At 72.7% G+C, this 16,367-nt stretch carries 13 protein-coding genes; 11 read left to right on the top strand and 2 right to left on the bottom strand.

Annotation, left to right across the window (positions count from 1 at the left end; translation table 11 throughout):
• The first annotated feature begins 71 nt into the window (after positions 1-71).
• The 7 genes from OG403_RS18550 to OG403_RS18520 all read left to right on the top strand — a co-directional run bounded on the left by OG403_RS18550 (position 72) and on the right by OG403_RS18520 (position 9,665).
• Positions 72-671, top strand: coding sequence for a hypothetical protein (locus tag OG403_RS18550; protein WP_329565802.1), 600 nt, complete (start codon positions 72-74; stop codon positions 669-671).
• Positions 672-917: 246 nt separating this feature from the next.
• On the top strand, positions 918-3,557 hold the full coding sequence (locus OG403_RS18545; protein WP_329565800.1) for a hypothetical protein: 2,640 nt from the start codon (positions 918-920) through the stop codon (positions 3,555-3,557).
• Positions 3,558-3,654: 97 nt separating this feature from the next.
• Positions 3,655-4,668, top strand: coding sequence for a phosphate ABC transporter permease subunit PstC (gene pstC / locus OG403_RS18540; RefSeq protein WP_329565798.1), 1,014 nt, complete (start codon positions 3,655-3,657; stop codon positions 4,666-4,668).
• Between the two features lie 101 nt (positions 4,669-4,769).
• Positions 4,770-5,921 (top strand): phosphate ABC transporter permease PstA, encoded by a 1,152-nt coding sequence (gene pstA / locus OG403_RS18535; RefSeq protein WP_329565796.1) that lies wholly within the window; start codon positions 4,770-4,772, stop codon positions 5,919-5,921.
• A 59-nt stretch (positions 5,922-5,980) separates the two neighbouring features.
• Entirely contained in the window at positions 5,981-7,870 is a 1,890-nt protein-coding gene (locus OG403_RS18530; RefSeq protein WP_329565794.1) for a substrate-binding domain-containing protein, read from the top strand.
• Positions 7,867-8,793, top strand: a complete 927-nt coding sequence (locus OG403_RS18525) for a sortase (protein ID WP_329565792.1) — start codon at positions 7,867-7,869, stop codon at positions 8,791-8,793. The genes OG403_RS18530 and OG403_RS18525 overlap by 4 nt, the downstream gene beginning before the upstream one ends.
• Positions 8,794-8,843: 50 nt before the next feature.
• Positions 8,844-9,665 carry a phosphate ABC transporter ATP-binding protein gene (locus tag OG403_RS18520; RefSeq protein WP_329565790.1) on the top strand — a complete coding sequence of 274 codons (822 nt, stop codon included), beginning with the start codon at positions 8,844-8,846 and terminating at the stop codon, positions 9,663-9,665.
• 30 nt (positions 9,666-9,695) lie between these two features.
• Here OG403_RS18520 and OG403_RS18515 read toward each other — a convergent pair whose 3' ends face one another.
• Complete coding sequence (locus OG403_RS18515) at positions 9,696-10,544, bottom strand: HAD family hydrolase (RefSeq protein WP_329565789.1); 849 nt, start codon at positions 10,542-10,544, stop codon at positions 9,696-9,698.
• 396 nt (positions 10,545-10,940) lie between these two features.
• Here OG403_RS18515 and OG403_RS18510 point away from each other — a divergent pair, with 396 nt between their 5' ends.
• The 4 genes from OG403_RS18510 (at position 10,941) to OG403_RS18495 (ending at position 14,212) form a co-directional block, all read left to right on the top strand.
• Positions 10,941-11,480 carry a helix-turn-helix domain-containing protein gene (locus OG403_RS18510; protein ID WP_329572355.1) on the top strand — a complete coding sequence of 180 codons (540 nt, stop codon included), beginning with the start codon at positions 10,941-10,943 and terminating at the stop codon, positions 11,478-11,480.
• A gap of 194 nt (positions 11,481-11,674) precedes the next feature.
• Positions 11,675-12,295, top strand: a complete 621-nt coding sequence (locus OG403_RS18505) for a hypothetical protein (protein WP_329565787.1) — start codon at positions 11,675-11,677, stop codon at positions 12,293-12,295.
• Positions 12,292-13,491, top strand: a complete 1,200-nt coding sequence (locus OG403_RS18500; RefSeq protein ID WP_329565785.1) for an MAB_1171c family putative transporter — start codon at positions 12,292-12,294, stop codon at positions 13,489-13,491. The genes OG403_RS18505 and OG403_RS18500 overlap by 4 nt, the downstream gene beginning before the upstream one ends.
• 73 nt (positions 13,492-13,564) lie before the next feature.
• The gene (locus OG403_RS18495) at positions 13,565-14,212 is read left to right on the top strand and encodes a hypothetical protein (protein ID WP_329565783.1); all 648 of its coding nucleotides are present in this window, start codon (positions 13,565-13,567) and stop codon (positions 14,210-14,212) included.
• An 81-nt stretch (positions 14,213-14,293) separates the two neighbouring features.
• Here the strand turns inward: OG403_RS18495 and OG403_RS18490 are convergent, their stop codons facing one another.
• The gene (locus OG403_RS18490) at positions 14,294-16,342 is read right to left on the bottom strand and encodes a phosphocholine-specific phospholipase C (RefSeq protein WP_329565781.1); all 2,049 of its coding nucleotides are present in this window, start codon (positions 16,340-16,342) and stop codon (positions 14,294-14,296) included.
• Positions 16,343-16,367: the final 25 nt, after the last annotated feature.

Here is a 16,367-nt window from a genome sequence, read left to right as displayed (position 1 = left end):
ACGGCCAGGGGATCCTCCCTGGCCGTCGGGCCGCTCCCAGCCCACCGCCGTGCACGAAGGAGATCACCACCATGCGCCGGATCAGCACCAGAATCGCCGCCACCGTCGCCATCGCCGCCGCCCTCGCGGTCACCGGCCTGAGCGACAGCGCACTGGCCGACACCACGCCCGCCGCCACCGCCCCGTCCGGCAGCCTGGTGGTCCAGGAGGACAGCACCTTCCTGCAGAACTCGCTCTCGAACGGCATCGTGGCGATCGCGCTGCCGAACGCGACCCCGGGCTTCAGCACCACCACCGGTCTGTCGGCCACCTTCCCGGTCACCGGCGGTGCGGTGCACCTGTCCGGCTTCTACGGAGCCGCGCAGCTCGGCGGCGGGCTGCTGCTGGTCAACGTGACCAACGGCCAGACCGTGATCTTCAACAACCTGACCTTCGACGCCTCGAAGTGGGCGCTCACCGGCGTGCCGCTGGGGCAGACCACCGCGGTCAAGCTGCTCGACCCGGCCAAGCCGGTGATCAGCGGCACCGGCACCACCCAGACCCTGACCTCCAGCGACCTGGAGGTCGACGCGTCGGGTGCGGCGTTCGTGGACAACGCCCTCGGCACCACCTTCTTCGCGGGTCGCCAGCACGCCGGTGCCGGCACGCTGACGTTCACCGCCGGCAGCTGACATATCCCGCACGGTTACGGCTGGTTCGACGGGCCCACGCGCTGCGCGTGGGCCCGTCGGCACGTGTGGCGGGTCGCCGGCCGGGCGCATACCCCTGCCATCGGGGCCCAGTTGGGGCCTCGTACACCTGACCGGTCATCAAGTGTCATGTGGTCATGGACGAATGGGCCCACGGGAAGCCGTGGGTCCATTCGCATGCCCGTAGCCATCGCACGCCCGCACCTTGCACTGCCGGAGGTATCCCTGATGAAAGTCCGTGACCGAGGTCCGAGAGGGCTCGGCTGGTGGGCCAGAGCGTGGCTGTCCGCCACCGTGGCCTGGGCGGTCGTCGCCCTGCTCGCGGTGCTGCCGATCAGCGTCGGCACCGTCCAGCAGGCGCACGCGGACTCGGGGGCGCTCACCGAGCAGGGGCCGCCGGTCTGGATTCCGTCCGGGAGCACCGGTGCCACCGGCGGCTACGGGCCGGACGGCAGCGTCACGGTGACGCCCACCACCAACCTGACCGACCAGGTCGTCCACGTCTCCTGGAAGGGGTTCACCCCCAGCATCCAGAACGGCGGTGCGCCGGCGACCGTGGTGACGCCGAAGAGCACCTCGGTCTACTACGCGGTCCGCGTCTACGAGTGCCGGGGCGCCGATCCGCAGGTGACCGACTGCTACGGGTCCACCCTCTACGGCGCCGACCCCTCGAACGGCTTCCTGCAGAAGCAGCCGGCGGTGGGGACCACGACGCCCGACCTCCCGTCGAACATGGCGATCGCGACGACCGCCGCGGACGGCACCGGATCGGCCAACATCGAGACCTGGACCGGGGATCAGAGTCCTTCGCTCGGTTGCGACGCCACCCACCAGTGCTCGATCGTGGTGGAGCCGAACTACGGCGGGGACAGCATGGGTTACACCGCCTTCCTGAAGCACGACCCGCCCGGCACGCTGCACTGCGAGGTGCACACCTACGACCGCACCCCGTCCATCGCCACCTCGGTCGACGCGGTCATGGTCCACACCAGCTACCGCGCCGGCTACGCCTCGGGCGAGGGCTGCGCCTGGGCGAACCGGACCGTCGTGCCGCTGAACTTCGCGCCGACCGCCGCCAGTTGCGCGTCCGGGAACACCACCTTCAGCATGGCCGGCCTGCCGATGGCCGAGCGGGCCGTCCAGCAGTGGCGCGCGGGTGCCTGCCTGGGTGCCGCGCCGATCTACGCCGGCTACACCTCGCAGGGCGAGCCGCAGGCCCGCCAGTCGTTCCTGAACGGCAGCGGGGCCGACGTCGCGCTCACCTCCGATCCGGACACCGCCGCCACCGCGCCACGGCCCTACGTCTACGTTCCGCTGGCGAACTCCGCCGTCTCGGTGGTCTTCCTGGTGGACGACCCGAAGACAGGTCAGCAGATCACCCAGATGCGGCTCAACCCCCGGCTGCTCGCCAAGGAGTTGACCCAGTCGTACGCGCAGGCCCCGGCGGGCAGCCAGCCGGCCTCGGTGACCGGGAACCCGCGGTGCATCTTCGAGGACCCCGAGTTCCTCGCGCTCAACCCGCCCTCGCTGATCGCCCCGGCGCAGTGGCCGACCTGTGACGACTCGAACCCGGACAGCCTCCCGGTGGTGGCGGGCAACGCCACCGACATGATCCAGCAGCTGACTTCGTGGATCGCCGGTGACCCCGACGCCGCCGCCTTCCTGCAGGGCGCGCCGGACCCGTGGGGCATGCACGTCGACCCCTACTACGAGCGGCCCTCCTACCCCGGCTACCCGACCAATCTGCTCACCCCGCAGGACTCCACCGGCATCATCCGCAGCGACAAGAAGTCCACCTTCCAGAAGCGCTTCGAGTGGAACCCGGTGATCAACGGGCTGGACAGCTCGGTCCGGATGCTGCTGCAGAACACCTCGAGCTGCCAGGAGTGGCTGGCCGACGCCAACGGCATCAACGAGGGCTGCCCGGCGCTGTTCCCCGGCCAGCGCGTGCTGATCGGGATCATCGACAGCGGTGACGCCCAGTCCTACAGCCTGCCGGAGGCCCAACTCGTCAACCCGGCCGGGTCGTTCGTGACGCCGACGATCGGCACCGTGCAGGCCGCGGTGAACGACATGTCGCTGAGCGCCGCCACCAACACCCAGTCGCTGCCCTACGGAGTGCCCGACACCGCCTACTCCCGCGACCCGAACGCCTACCCGCTGGCCATGGTGCAGTACGCGATGCTGCCCACCGCCGGACTCGCGCCGGTCAAGGCCACGGCCGTCTCCACCTTCTTCCAGCAGGTCACCGACCCCGGCGGCGGCCAGCTCTACGGCCGCGCCCCCGGCCAACTCGGCCCTGGATTCGTCGATCTGACGCAGAATCAACTCGGCTCGGCGCAGGACGCCCTCCAGCACGTCTCGGTCCAGGACGGCACGCTGCCCGGCAACCAGCAGCCGCCCGCCCCGTCCCCGACGCCCAGCCCGACGGGCAGCCCGTCGCCGACGGCGCAGGCCGCCGCGCTGAACTCCGCGGCAGGCGGTTCGGCGGCGGACGACAGCTCCGCCGCCAACTCCGGCTCCGGCAGCGGCCAGTCGGCCTCCGGCGGCACCAGCGGCGCCGGCGGTACCGGGGGCGACACGGCGGCCAACCCGCCCGCGCCCAACGCCACCCCCGCGCCGTCCGGCAGCCCGGCCCCCTCGGCCGCGGGTTCCGCCGTGGCCGCCGCTCCCGGTCTGGTGCCGGTGGCCGCCGGTACCCCGTCGCCGGACCGGGCCGGCCTGGCCCGGCTGCTGCTCCCGGTGGTGCTGATCATCGGAGCGGTGCTGCTGGTCGGTGGACCGGCCGCGCTGGTGTTCAGCGGCACGGCGGCCGGTGCCCGCCTGGTCACCCGCCTGCGCCGCGGTCCTGGCGGTGGCGCGCGCTGAGTGCGTGTGAGCCGGCCGGCCGGATCCCCCGTCCCGGGGTCCGGCCGGCCGGCCCGAGGACCACCCACCACCATCGGAGCCGGGGAGCAGACCTGCCATGACCACCGCACCGCCCGTCCCTCGAGCACACCCCGACCCGCTGCCCGATGCCGACCGGCCACGGGTGATCACGGCGCCCGCCACCCCGGGCGACCTGGTCTTCCGCGGCCTGCTGCGGATGGCCGGCTACTCGGTCTTCGCGATCATGGGGCTGATCGCCTTCTTCCTGCTCTGGCGCGGCACCAACGCGCTGCGGTTCACCGGCTGGTCCTTCCTGACCACGCAGCGCTGGAGTCCGACCGCCGGCATCTACGGCATCGCGGCCGTGCTGCCGGACGGCGCGCTGATCGCGCTGGTCGCGCTGCTCTTCGCGGTGCCGGTCTCGCTCGCGGCGGCGCTGTTCATCGCCGAGTACGCGCCGGTGCGGCTGCGGCGGGCGCTGATCACGATGGTCGACCTGATGGCGGCCGTCCCCAGCATCGTGTACGGCCTGTGGGGCCTGTTCTTCCTCCAGCCGCGCATGATCGGCCTGGTCCGCTGGATGGCGATGCACCTGGGCGGCATCCTGCCGTTCCTCCGGGTGCCGCTGGGCGACATCGGGACCTCCTACACCTCCTCCACCTTCATCGCCGGCCTGGTGGTGGCGATGATGATCACGCCGATCATGACCTCGCTCAGCCGGGAGGTCTTCTCGCAGGCTCCCCAGGGCGAGCGGGAGGGCGCCTACGCGCTCGGCGGCACCCGCTGGGGGATGGTCCGTACCGTCGTGCTGCCGTTCGGCCGCGGCGGGGTCATCGGCGCGGTGATGCTGGGCTTCGGGCGGGCGATGGGCGAGACGATCGCCGTGGCGCTGATCATCTCCCCGACCTACACCTTCGCGAGCCATCTGCTGCAGCACGGCGCCAACTCGATCTCCTCCCTGATCGCCCTGCAGTTCAGCGAGTCCAACGGCCTCTCGCTCTCCGCCCTGATGGCGGCCGGCCTGGTGCTCTTCGCGGTCACCCTGGTGGTCAACGTGCTGGCGGGCATCGTGGTCAACCGCTCCCGGTCCGGCGCCGCGACGGCGGACTGATCGCGATGAACGCGATGAACCGGACCACGCGATGAACCTGAGCGCTCGATGAACCAGAGCACCCGATGACCCAGCCCGCCGGACCCGAAGGGGACACCACCGTGACCACCGTCCAGCTGACCGGGAGTTCGGCGCCGCCCGCCCCGGCGCCCCCGGCGCAGGCTCCCGAGCGCCGCCGCCGGCTCGGCGGCGTCACCCGAGCCGAGGTCGGCACGCTGTTCGCCGCCCTTGCGGGCTCGCTCGCGCTCGACTGGCTGCTCTACGAACGGCTGCTGCCGCTCAGCGGCGCCCAGGGCTTCCTCGGCGCCTGGTACCTGCTCTTCCTCGGCTTCAGCTACCTGCTCGGTGCCTTCCAGTGGCCGCGGCCGGTGGTCCGCGAGCGGCTCGTCACCCTGGTCGCCTGGAGCGCCGGGCTGCTGCTGGCCGTGCTGATCGTCGAGCAGCTCGGCTTCCTGACACTGCGCGGCCTGCAGGCCGCGCAGCACGCCAACTTCTTCACCCAGACCATGCTCAGGACCTCCGCGACCTCGCCGATCACCTCGGGCGGCGCGCTGCACGCGGTGGTCGGCTCGCTCGAACAGATCGGTCTGGCCACGCTCTTCGCGGTGCCGCTGGGCCTGGCGGCGGCGGTCTTCATGTCCGAGGTCGGCGGCCGCACGGCCCGCCCGGTGCGCACCATCGTCGAGGCGATGACCGCGCTGCCGTCCATCGTCGCCGGGCTGTTCGTGCTCGGCGTGGTGATCCTGACCCTCGGCATGGGAGCGAGCGGCTTCGCGGCCTCGCTCGCGCTCACCGTGATGATGATGCCGATCGTCACCCGGGCCGCCGAGGTGGTGATCCGGCTGGTTCCCGGCACCCTGCGGGAGGCCTCCTACGCGCTCGGCGGCAGCCAGTGGCGCACGGTGTGGAACGTGGTGCTGCCCACCGCCCGGCCGGGCCTGGCCACCGCCGTGATCCTCGGCATGGCGCGCGGGATCGGCGAGACCTCGCCGGTGCTGCTGACGGCCGGCTTCACCTCGGCGATGAACGACGACCCGTTCTCCGGCCACCAGGTCAGCCTCCCGCTCTACATCTGGGACTACGTCCGCCAGCCCTACCCGGAGATGGTCTCCCGCGGCTTCGCGGCCGCGCTGACGCTGATGGTGCTGGTGCTGGTCCTCTTCGTCACCGCCCGGTTGATCGGCGGCCGGCGGCCGGGTGAGCTGAGCCGCCGTCAGCGCCGCAGGCTCGCCCGCCAGGCGGCCGGCCGATGAACCGACCCGCCGTCAGGTCCGGCTCCCGCAGCACAGACAGCCACAACGGAGACAGCCACATGGAAAGAAGTGCCATGCCGTGGGCCACCGCTCACCGCCCCGTTCGCTCGCCGGGCGCCAGCCGAGGGGCCGGCCGGGCGCTGGCCCTGGTGCTCTCCTTCTCGCTCACCGTGCTCGCGCTGCTGCTCGGGCCGAGTGTCAGCGCGTACGCCTCGTCCTCCGTCACGCTGAACGGCGACGGGTCCAGCTGGGCGGGGCCGGCGATCCAGAAGTGGAGCGTCGACGTCGCCGACCGGGGCATGCTGATCAACTTCACCGAGAACGGGTCGGCGGCCGGCCGCCTCCAGTGGGCCAACGGCCAGGACGACTTCACCGCCTCGGACGTCCCGTTCCGCACCCAGGCCGACACCGGGGCGAGCCAGCAGCTGCACGGCAGCGGCCAGGGCAACGCGGAGAACCCGGTGTACGGCTACTCCTACGTCCCGATCACGGCCGGCGGCACCGCCTTCATGTACAACCTGAAGGTCGGCGGCAAGCAGGTCACCGACCTGCGCCTGTCGCCGGACAACCTGGTCGACATCTTCACCGGGAAGATCACCTGGTGGGACGATCCCAAGATCACCGCCTCGTACGGCAAGACGCTGCCGCACACCCAGATCACCCCCGTGGTCCGCTCCGACGGCTCCGGCGCCACCGCCCAGTTCACCCGCTACATGGAGAAGACCCACCAGTCGCAGTGGGACCAGTACTGCACCGGCATCAACGGGGTGACCTGCGGCGAGTACACCGAGTTCTACCCGGCCACCCCGCAGATGGTCGCGCAGGACGGGTCCGACGCGGTGGCGCACTACATCCAGGCGAAGGACGACGTCGGCGCGATCGGCTACGACGAGTACGCCTTCGCGCTGAACAGCGGTTGGCCGGTGGTCAAGGTGCTCAACCCGGCCGGCTACTACACGCTGCCCACCGCGCCGAACGTGGCCGTGGCGCTCACCGCCGCGAAGATCCGCGGGGTCGACGACCCGACGCCGCCCACCGACCCGAACTTCCTGCAGCAGAACCTCGACGGCGTCTACACCAACAGCGACCCGCGCTCCTACCCGCTCTCCAGCTACAGCTACATGATCGTGCCCCGGCAGAACGACGCCCTGCCGCCGCCGCCGAAGTTCAACAACACCAAGGGCGCCGCGCTGAGCCAGTACCTGGACTACGTGCTCTGCGGGGGCCAGGCGACCGGGCAGGGCGGGATCGACTCGATCGGCTACTCGCCCATCCCCAGGGGCCTGGTCCGCGGCGGTCTGCTCCAGGTCGCGCAGATCCCGGGCTACGCCGGGAACGTCGACCCCAACACGCTGAACAACTGCCCGAACCCGACCTTCGACAGCAACGGCAACCTGATCATCCTGGAGACCGCCCCGCAGCCGAACCCCTGCGACAAGCTGGGTGAACCGCTCACCTGCGACCGGAGCAACCCCTCGGCGTCCGCCGGGGCCATGGGCAGCGGATCCGGCGGCTCCTCGGGCGGCACCGGTGGCGGCTCGGCCGGCGCCGGCGGCAAGGGTGCCACCGCCAAGGGCGGTTCGACCAGCACCAGGGGAACCGGCGCCGGTGGCAGCGGCGGGGGCTCCGGTGGCGGCACCGCCGGTCCGGACGGCAGCGCCGCGGCCGGCTCCGGCGCCGGCGCCGTGGGCAGTGCGGCCGGGGCCGGGGTCGGGGCCGGGGGCGACGGCACCACCATCGACCCGCAGACCGGCGAGGTGGTCCCGGCCGGCGGCGGGGGCGGTGCCACTGACGTGGCCGCCAACGTGGTCAACGTCGGTGGCCGGCCGCAGGACTGGACGCTGACCACGATCACGGCGCTGGAACTGCTCGCCGTGGTGGCCGTCCCGCCGTTCCTCGGCGGCTGGCTGCGCCGCCGGCAGGCCGGTTCCTCGGCAGGCCCGCGATGACCGCGACGACCGAGGCCCCGGTGGCTGCCGGCGTCTCGGCCACCGACGACACCGTGGTGCTGCCGACCTTGCCGGAGCGCATATCTGACGACACGTCAGACCAGCTTCCGGCCGGCCGCCGCCGAGTGCTGCGGGTGGGCTGGGCGGCGACGCTGCTCGCGGTCCTGCTGCTCGGCTTCGCGGTCTTCCTGGCGGTGCTCTCGCCGCTGCAGGAGATGCACTACCAGGCCGCCGCCTACCAGACCTTCCGCTACGAGCTGTCCCAGGCGACCGCGCCGGTCGGTGCGGCGGTGGACGGCGAGCCGGTGGCGATCGTGGACATCCCGAAGATCGGCCTGCACCACGCGGTGGTGGTCGAGGGCACCACCGGGCGCGATCTGATGCGCGGTCCGGGCCACCGGCGGGACACCGCGCTGCCGGGCCAGGCCGGGGTCTCGGTGCTGTTCGGGCGCGGTGCCGCGTTCAACGCGCCGTTCGGGCGGCTGTCCGAACTGCGGGTCGGCGACCAGATCTTCGTCTCCACCGGGCAGGGCCAGTTCACCTACACCGTCAACGTCTACGGGGACAGCGCGCACCCGGTACGCGACCCCGACCCCAACCGGCTGGTGCTGACCACCAGCAACTCCGGCTGGATCCCGACCGGCACCGTGCTGGTCGGGGCCCGGCTGGCCGGCGACCCGCAGCCCAACCCCTACGGCCGCCCCGCGCAGGTGGCGGCCGACCACGCGCTGGCGCAGGACACCGGGGCGCTGGCCGCCTTCCAGCTCTGGTCGGCGGCGCTGCTGGCCGCCGTGCTGGCGGCCACCCTGGCGGTGCGCTACTGGCACCGCGGGGCCGCCTACCTGACCTTCGCGCCGGTGCTGGCCGCGCTGCTCTGGGCCTGCTACGAGAACGCCGCCGCGCTGCTGCCCAACCTCTACTGACCTGATGTGCACCAGAGCTGACCTGAGGTCAGCCGCGTGAAAGGACCCCGATGACCACCACCGTCCCTGGGCCGCCCGTCGCCGCCCGGTCGGACCGGCTCTTCGGCCTGGAGACCCGGGACATCTCGGCCTGGTTCGGCTCCCACAAGGTGCTGGAGCGGGTCTCGCTGAGCATGGCGGCCGGACAGGTCACCGCGCTGATCGGGCCCTCCGGCTGCGGCAAGTCCACCTACCTGCGGATCCTCAACCGGATGCACGAGATGGTCCGCGGCGCCCAGTTGGCCGGCGAGGTGCTGCTGGACGGCGAGGACGTCTACGCGCACGGCCGCCGCCCGGCCGAGGTGCGGCGCCGGATCGGCATGGTGTTCCAGCGGCCCAACCCGTTCCCGGGGATGTCGATCGCCGACAACGTGGCCAGCGGGCTCAAGCTGGCCGGGATCAAGGTCAGCAAGGAGTACCGCGCGCACCTGATCGAGGAGAGCCTGCGCCGGGCCGGCCTGTGGAACGAGGTCAGCAGCCGGCTCGGCACCCCGGGCGGCGCGCTCTCCGGCGGCCAGCAGCAACGGCTCTGCATCGCCCGCTCGTTGGCGGTGGAGCCGGAGATCCTGCTGATGGACGAGCCGTGTTCGGCGCTGGACCCGACCTCCACCCGGCGGGTCGAGGAGACCATCGCCGAGCTGCGCGGGCGGCTGACCATCGTCATCGTCACCCACAACATGCAGCAGGCGCAGCGGGTTTCGCAGTCCTGCGCGTTCTTCCTGGCCAGCCACGACACCCCGGGGCGGATCGTGGAGGCCGGTCCGACCGAGCGGATCTTCGGCAGCCCGAGCGACCAGCGCACCGCCGACTACGTCAACGGGCGCTTCGGGTAACAGAACTGACGAATCGTCGAACGGGGCGAGCTACACGGTGGCCCGGGTGATCAGTTCCTCGATCACCCGGGCAACGCCGTCGTCCTGGTTGCTCAGCGTGTGCTGGGCGACGGCGGCGAGCACCTCGGGGTGGGCGTTGGCCACCGCGTAGGAGGTGCCGGCCCAGGCCAGCATCTCCAGGTCGTTCGGCATGTCCCCGAAGGCGACCACCTCGCTGCGGTCGATGCCCAGTTCGGCGCACCAGCGGGCCAGCGTGCTCGCCTTGGTGACGCCGCGCGCGCTGATCTCCAGCAGGGCGATCGGGCTGGAGCGGGTGATCTCGGCGAGCGGGCCGACGGCGGCCCGGGCCTCGGCGAGGAAGGCGTCGGGGTCGAGGCCGGGGTGCTTGGCGAGGATCTTGTAGCTGCCGAGCGCCGGGCCCGGGTGCCCCTCGGGGCCGGCGGCCAGCAGCTGTTCGGCGGGGGCGACCTCGTGCGCCTCGTCGTCGCCCCACATCCGGGCCTCGTACTGCGGCTCGCGGGCGTAGCCGGCCGGGTACTCGAAGGCGAAGGCGATCCCGGGCAGCCGCTCGCGCAGCCGGTCCACCACCGCGAGGGCGTCCGGGCCGCTCAGCGGGAAGCTCTCCAGCAGCAGCTCGCGGCGCACGTCGTAGACCGCGCCGCCGTTGGAGCAGATCGCCACACCGTGGCCGCCGATGTGCTCGCTCAGCAGCCGCATCCAGCGCGGTGGCCGCCCGGTGACGAAGACGACCCGCAGGCCCGCCTCCTCGGCGGCGAGCAGCGCGGCGGCGGTCCGTTCCGAGACGGTGCCGCCCTGGCAGAGCAGGGTGCCGTCGAGGTCGGTGGCGATCAGGCGGGGGCGGGTGGCGGGCTGGGTCACCCGTCCATCCTCGCAGGTGCCCGGACGGGCGTGGCCGACTCCGTGAAGCTCATCCGGCCGATGGGCGCCGCGGGGCACCGGGTGGCCTGCGGGCGGCCTTCCAAAAGAATTGACGGCACGCGGTCAACCCCCGTGTGACCGCGCGCCGTCAGTGGGCCGTCTATTTTGTTGGACGGCTCGCGGTCGAACATACGCTGAACCCTCCGGGGGCTGTCAACCGTCTTAGCGAACGCTTCGGTGGCTGATCAAAAGAGGAGGAACTTTCCGTTCCGCTCGTATCAGGCGTCCATTTCAGTGGATACTGGGGCCTACAGCACGGAACAGCATCCGCGTGCGCCAGGAAGCAGTCGCGTAGGGTCCGCGGATCGGGGGAGCAGGGGAGTGGTGGCGGTGGCGATGTCGATGCCCGGGCAGGCCCAGGACCGCCGACGCACCATCGCGCAGAGACTGGACCACCTCTTCCGGGAGATCCACCCGGCGGGGCGCGGCCCGTTCAGCTACCACGAGGTCGCCCAGGCGATCCGCGAGCAGGCCGGGCCGGACGGGCCGACCGTCTCGCACGGCACCCTGCAGCAGATCCGCACCGGTACCAAGACCAACCCGACCGTGCGCACCCTGGAGGCCATCGCGGCCTTCTTCGGGGTGCCGGCCGCCTACTTCCTGGACGACACGGTCGCGGATCGGGTGGACGCCCGGGTCCGGGAGCTGAAGGCGGGGGCCGCGCCCGAGGGTGCGCCCGAGGGGGCGTCGGCCGCGCCCGCCGCGGCGGACGAACTGGCCGACGTGCTCGCCGACAGCAACATCCGCGCGGTGGCGTTCCGGCTGGCCGGCCTGTCGCCGCGCGCGCTCAAGGGTCTGCGGGCGATCGTCGACCAGGTCCGGGTGGTTGAGGGGCTGCCCGAGGTGGGCCGCGCCAGGCGCGGGAAGACCCGCTGAGTCCCAGCGCCCGGCCGGTGTGGTGAAGAGGACCGCGTGCGGAGGACACCGCACCTGCACGCCACCGCACGTGACCGCCGCTCGACCGAACGTTTAAGCTACTGGCTCGATCGTCCAGCACGGTCGGCGCACCGTCCCGAGTCGCCCCGGCAACCGGGTCGGTGGCACAGCAACGGCGAAGAGGGCAGGCGGCCATGAGGTGGCGCAGGCAGCCGCGGTCCCGGTTGACCGCGCTGGCGGACCGGCTGGTGGTACCGCGCCCCTTCCAGCTGGAGGAGTTCTGCGCGGGGATCGCCCGCGAGCGCGGGCGCCCGCTGCGGCTGGTGGCGCTGGCGAACGCGGCCGGGGCGGACCTGCCGTGCGGACTCTGGGTCGGGCTGGACAGTGCCGACCTGATCTTCTACGAGGCGGGGGCGGCACCGATCCTGAAGGCCCAGATCGTGCTGCACGAGGTGTCGCACATGCTGCTCGGCCACGTCTCGCCCGAGGGGACCTCGGTCGCCGAGTTCGCCGAACTCGTCGACCAGCTCCGCCTCGCCGAGCGGGCCGAGGCCGAAGCGGCGGCGCGGGCCGAGCGGGCCGCCGCCGTGGACCGCGCGGCACGGGACGCGGAGCTCGGACTGGTCACCGACCGGGTGCTCGCACTGCTCGCCCGCAGCGGCTACAGCAGCTGCCAGGAGGCCGACGCGGAGTCGCTCGCCACGCTGATCCTGGAGCGCGCCACCCGGGCCGGCGAACCGGCCGGCGAACCGAGCTGCGACCCGGTGCTGAGCCGGCTCAACGACGCCCTCGGCCACCCGGCGCGGCGCACATGACGACCGTGTTCCAGCTCGCCGCCGGGTCGGTGCCGGCCACGCAGACCACCGACCGGCTGTCGCCCAGCCACCTCCTGGTGCTGGCCATGCTCTGGCTGGTGACCGCCTGGCGGCTGCCCGCCGCCGTCCGCAACCCGCGCCAGCGCACCCTCTGGACCGCCTTCGCCGGCCTCGCGATCGCGATCACCCTGGGCCTGCCCGCGATCACCGCCTGGGTGGACGCGAGCAGCGGTGTCCACAACCTGGCCATGGTGATCAAGCACCTGACCGGCCTGGTCGCCTGTGACGGGGTGCTCGCCTTCGTGACCGCCACCGCCCGCCCCGAGCCGGCGACCCGGCTGCGCCGTCCGCAGCTGGCCGTCCTGCTCGCCGCGCAGGCCGGGCTGGTGGTCAGCTTCTGCCTGATGCACCGCACCGCCGAGGTCGGGGACTTCTTCCAGAGCTACCCGGGCTCGGTCCCCGCGGCGGTGTACGAGCTGATCTTCGCCGGCTACCTGGGATCCGCGATGGGGCTGGCGAGCTGGCTGTTCGGCACCTACGCCCGCCGGGCCGCGGCCGGCTGGCTGCGCACCGGGCTGCGGGTGCTGGGCGCGGGCAGCGCGGCCGGTCTCTGCTACGCGCTGCTGCGGGTCTGTCAGGTGCTGCTCCAACTCGACCAGCGGCCGATGTTCCTGGGGGCCTCGGTGCTGTACGGCATCGAGTGGACGGCCATCGGGCTGATCCTGGTGGGCAGTTCGATCCCGGCGATCGGCGGCGGCCGGGCCGCGCTGCGGGCCTGGCGCACCGCGCGCCGGCTGCGGCCGCTCTGGGTGGAACTCACCACGGCGGTGCCCGAGGTGGTGCTGACCGCGCCGCTGGGCCGCAGCCCCCGGGTGCTGCTGCACCGCAGGGTGATCGAGATCCGCGACGCCTCCCTGGTGCTGGCCGGGTACGCCGACCAGGAGTTGTGCGAGCGCGTCGCCCGGCAGGCCGGCGCCGAGCAGCCGGAGCTGGCCGAGGCACTGCTGCTGCGCGCCTGCGGTGCCCAGCGGCTGGCCGGCCGGACGCCCGGCCACCAGAGTGCGCAGCGGCCCACCGAGAGTTTCGCCGAGCTCGACTTCGAGGCCGAGACCCGCCGCCTGCTCGGTCTCGCGGCCGCCTACCGGTCGGTCGCGGCCGTCGCCCTCGCCGACCCTCGGCTCCAGGACGTCCCGTGACCTCGCTGCCCGTCCCGCCCGTCCCGCCCGTCCCGTCCGTCGCCCTCGCCGTCGCCCAGTTCCAGGATGTCCCGTGACCTCGCTGCCCACCCCGCCCGCCGCCCCGCCCGCCGTCGAGGAACCGCCGGCCGCCGCAGCCGCAGCCGCAGCCGAACCGCGCGGCGCGCGGCTGGTCACCGACGGCCTGGAGCCGAAGAACTGGATCATCGCGGTCACCCTGCTGATCGGCTGGCACGCGGGCCGGTGGAGCGGGGTGGGCTGGGGACTGACCGCCGCGCTCTTCTCCGGGGTGATCCCGATCCTGCTGATCAAGCTCGGCGAGCGGCGCGGGCACTGGGGCGACCGGCATGTGCGGCGGCGGCAGGACCGGCTGGTGGTGATACCGCTGATCATGGCCTCGGTGACGATCGGGATGACGCTGCTGCTCGTCGGCGGCGCCCCGGCGGCGCTGATCGCCCTGGTCGCCGCGATGCTGGCCAGTCTGGTGGTGATCCTCGCGATCACCACGGTCTGGAAGGTCAGCGTGCACACCGCCGTCTCGTCCGGCGCGATCACGATGCTCGCCTGCTCGTACGGCCCCTGGCTGCTCGCGCTCTACCCCCTGGTCGCGCTGGTCGGCTGGTCCCGGGTGGCGCTGCGCGACCACACCTTGGCCCAGGTGCTGGTCGGGACGGCGCTCGGCGCGGCGGTGGCCACTCCGGTCTTCCTGGCGCTGCGCTGAGCCCGACCGACGTGACAGTGCGGTGCTTCCCGAGTCGGCTCGGGAAGCACCGCACTGTCACGTCGGTGGTGCGGCCGGCCGTCAGGCGGTCGCGATCGCCGGGTCGCTGGTGCTGGCCGCGCCGGTCTCGACGTGGCCGGCCAGCCGGCGCAGGAAGCCGGCGTCCTGGTCGGTGGTGATCGACAGGTCGTACCAGCCGTGGCTGTGCCCCGGGTCCGCCGTGTGGCTGAGCTGGGCGCCCGGGCGCAGGCGGTGGGTGGCGGGGCCGTCGTTGCCGTAGGCGTCCGTGACGGTGAGCTCGACGGACGTCGCACCGGTGTTGGTCAGCACCAGCTGGACCTGCCCGCTGCCGCCGTCGTGGCGCGCCGTCACCTCGAGGCCCGCGGTGCCGGCCTCGCCCTGGAACTGGCGCAGGAACCCGTTGGGACCGTGCACCGTGAAGTCGTAGGCGCCGGCCGCCAGGGTCCAGCCGCCGGTCAGCTGCCGCCGGGCCTCGACGGTGTAGGTCCACGGGCCGTCCGGCTGGGTCGCCGAGGTCACCAGGAAGTGGGCGCCCGCGTCGCCGTGGCTGGCGAAGTCGACCCGCAGCTGTCCGTCGGCGCCCGCCCGGCCGTCGGCCGCCAGGTCGTAGGGCAGCGGGCGGGCGGTGCGCAGGCCGGGCTCCTGCTTGGGCAGCGCCGGGTTGGCCGGCGGCACCGGCACGTAGCTGGGGTGGCGGTCCTGGTCCGGCGGCAGGTAGCCGCTGGTGTCGGGCAGGCCGGGCACGTCCGCGTCGGGGCGGCGGAAGTCGAAGGCCGCCGTCAGGTCGCCGGAGACGGTCCGGCGCCAGGGCGAGATGTTCGGCTCGTGCACCCCGAAGCGCTGCTCGATGAACTGGATGATCGAGGTGTGGTCGAAGGTCTGCGAGCAGACCGCGCCGCCCTTGCTCCACGGCGAGACCACGAACATCGGCACCCGCTGACCCAGCCCGTAGGGCCCGGCGGTGCCGGAGTTGCCGGCGTAGAGCTCCCCGGTGGTGGCCACGGTGGACTGCCCGTCAGCCGCCGAGCTCGGCGGGAACGGCGGCACGACGTGGTCGAAGAACCCGTCGTTCTCGTCGTAGGTGACCAGCAGCGCGGTCCTGCTCCACACCTCCGGGTCGGCGGTGAGCGCGTCCAGCACCTGGGAGATGTACCAGGCACCGTAGTTGACCGGCCAGTTCGGGTGCTCGGTGAAGGCCTCCGGTGCCACGATCCAGGAGACCTGCGGCAGCGTGCCGCCGACCACGTCGGCCTTGAGCTGGTCGAAGAAGCCCTCGCCCGCCTTGGCGTCGGTGCCGGTGCGGGCCTTGTCGTAGAGCGGGTCGCCGGGGTTGGCGTTGCGGTACTGGTCGAAGTACAGCAGCGAGTTGTCGCCGTAGTTGCCCCGGTAGGCGTCCTCTATCCAGCCCCAGCCGCCGTTCGCGTCCAGGCCGTCGCCGATGTCCTGGTAGATCTTCCAGGAGACCCCGGCCCGCTCCAGCCGCTCGGGGTAGGTGGTCCAGGAGTAGCCCGCCTCGGCGTTGTTGATGACCGGGCCGCCGCCCTGGCCGTCGTTGCCCGTGTAGCCGGTCCACATGTAGTAGCGGTTCGGGTCGGTGGGGCCGACCAGCGAGCAGTGGTAGGCGTCGCAGATGGTGAACGCGTCGGCCAGCGCGTAGTGGAAGGGGATGTCCTCGCGGGTCAGGTAGGCCATCGTGGTGGCGGTCTTGGCCGGCACCCACTGGTCGTACTTGCCGTTGTTGCGGGCCTGGTGGCCGCTGTTCCAGTCGTGCGCCAGGTCCTCCAGGAACTGCAGCCCGAGGTTCTCCGCGCTGGGGCGGAACGGCAGTACGTCCTTGCTGCCGTCCGACTGGTACCAGACCGGCTTTCCGCTGGGCAGCGTCACCGGCCGCGGGTCGCCGAAGCCGCGCACCCCGCGCAGGGTGCCGAAATAGTGGTCGAAGGAACGGTTCTCCTGCATCAGCACGACGACGTGCTCGACGTCCCGCAGGCTCCCCGTGCGACGGCTCGCCGGGATGGCCGCGGCACGCGCGATGCTGGTCGACATCGCGGACAGGGCGGCTGTCCCGCCCGCCAGTTGGATGAAGCGACGACGGTTGATGGCGCTCATGGCAGACCTGTCTCCTGAGGGCTCC

Source organism: Kitasatospora sp. NBC_01266, assembly GCF_036242395.1.
GTDB lineage: Bacteria > Actinomycetota > Actinomycetes > Streptomycetales > Streptomycetaceae > Kitasatospora.
Note: the sequence above shows the minus strand (reverse complement) of the source record. Positions and strands in the feature narration are given on the sequence as shown.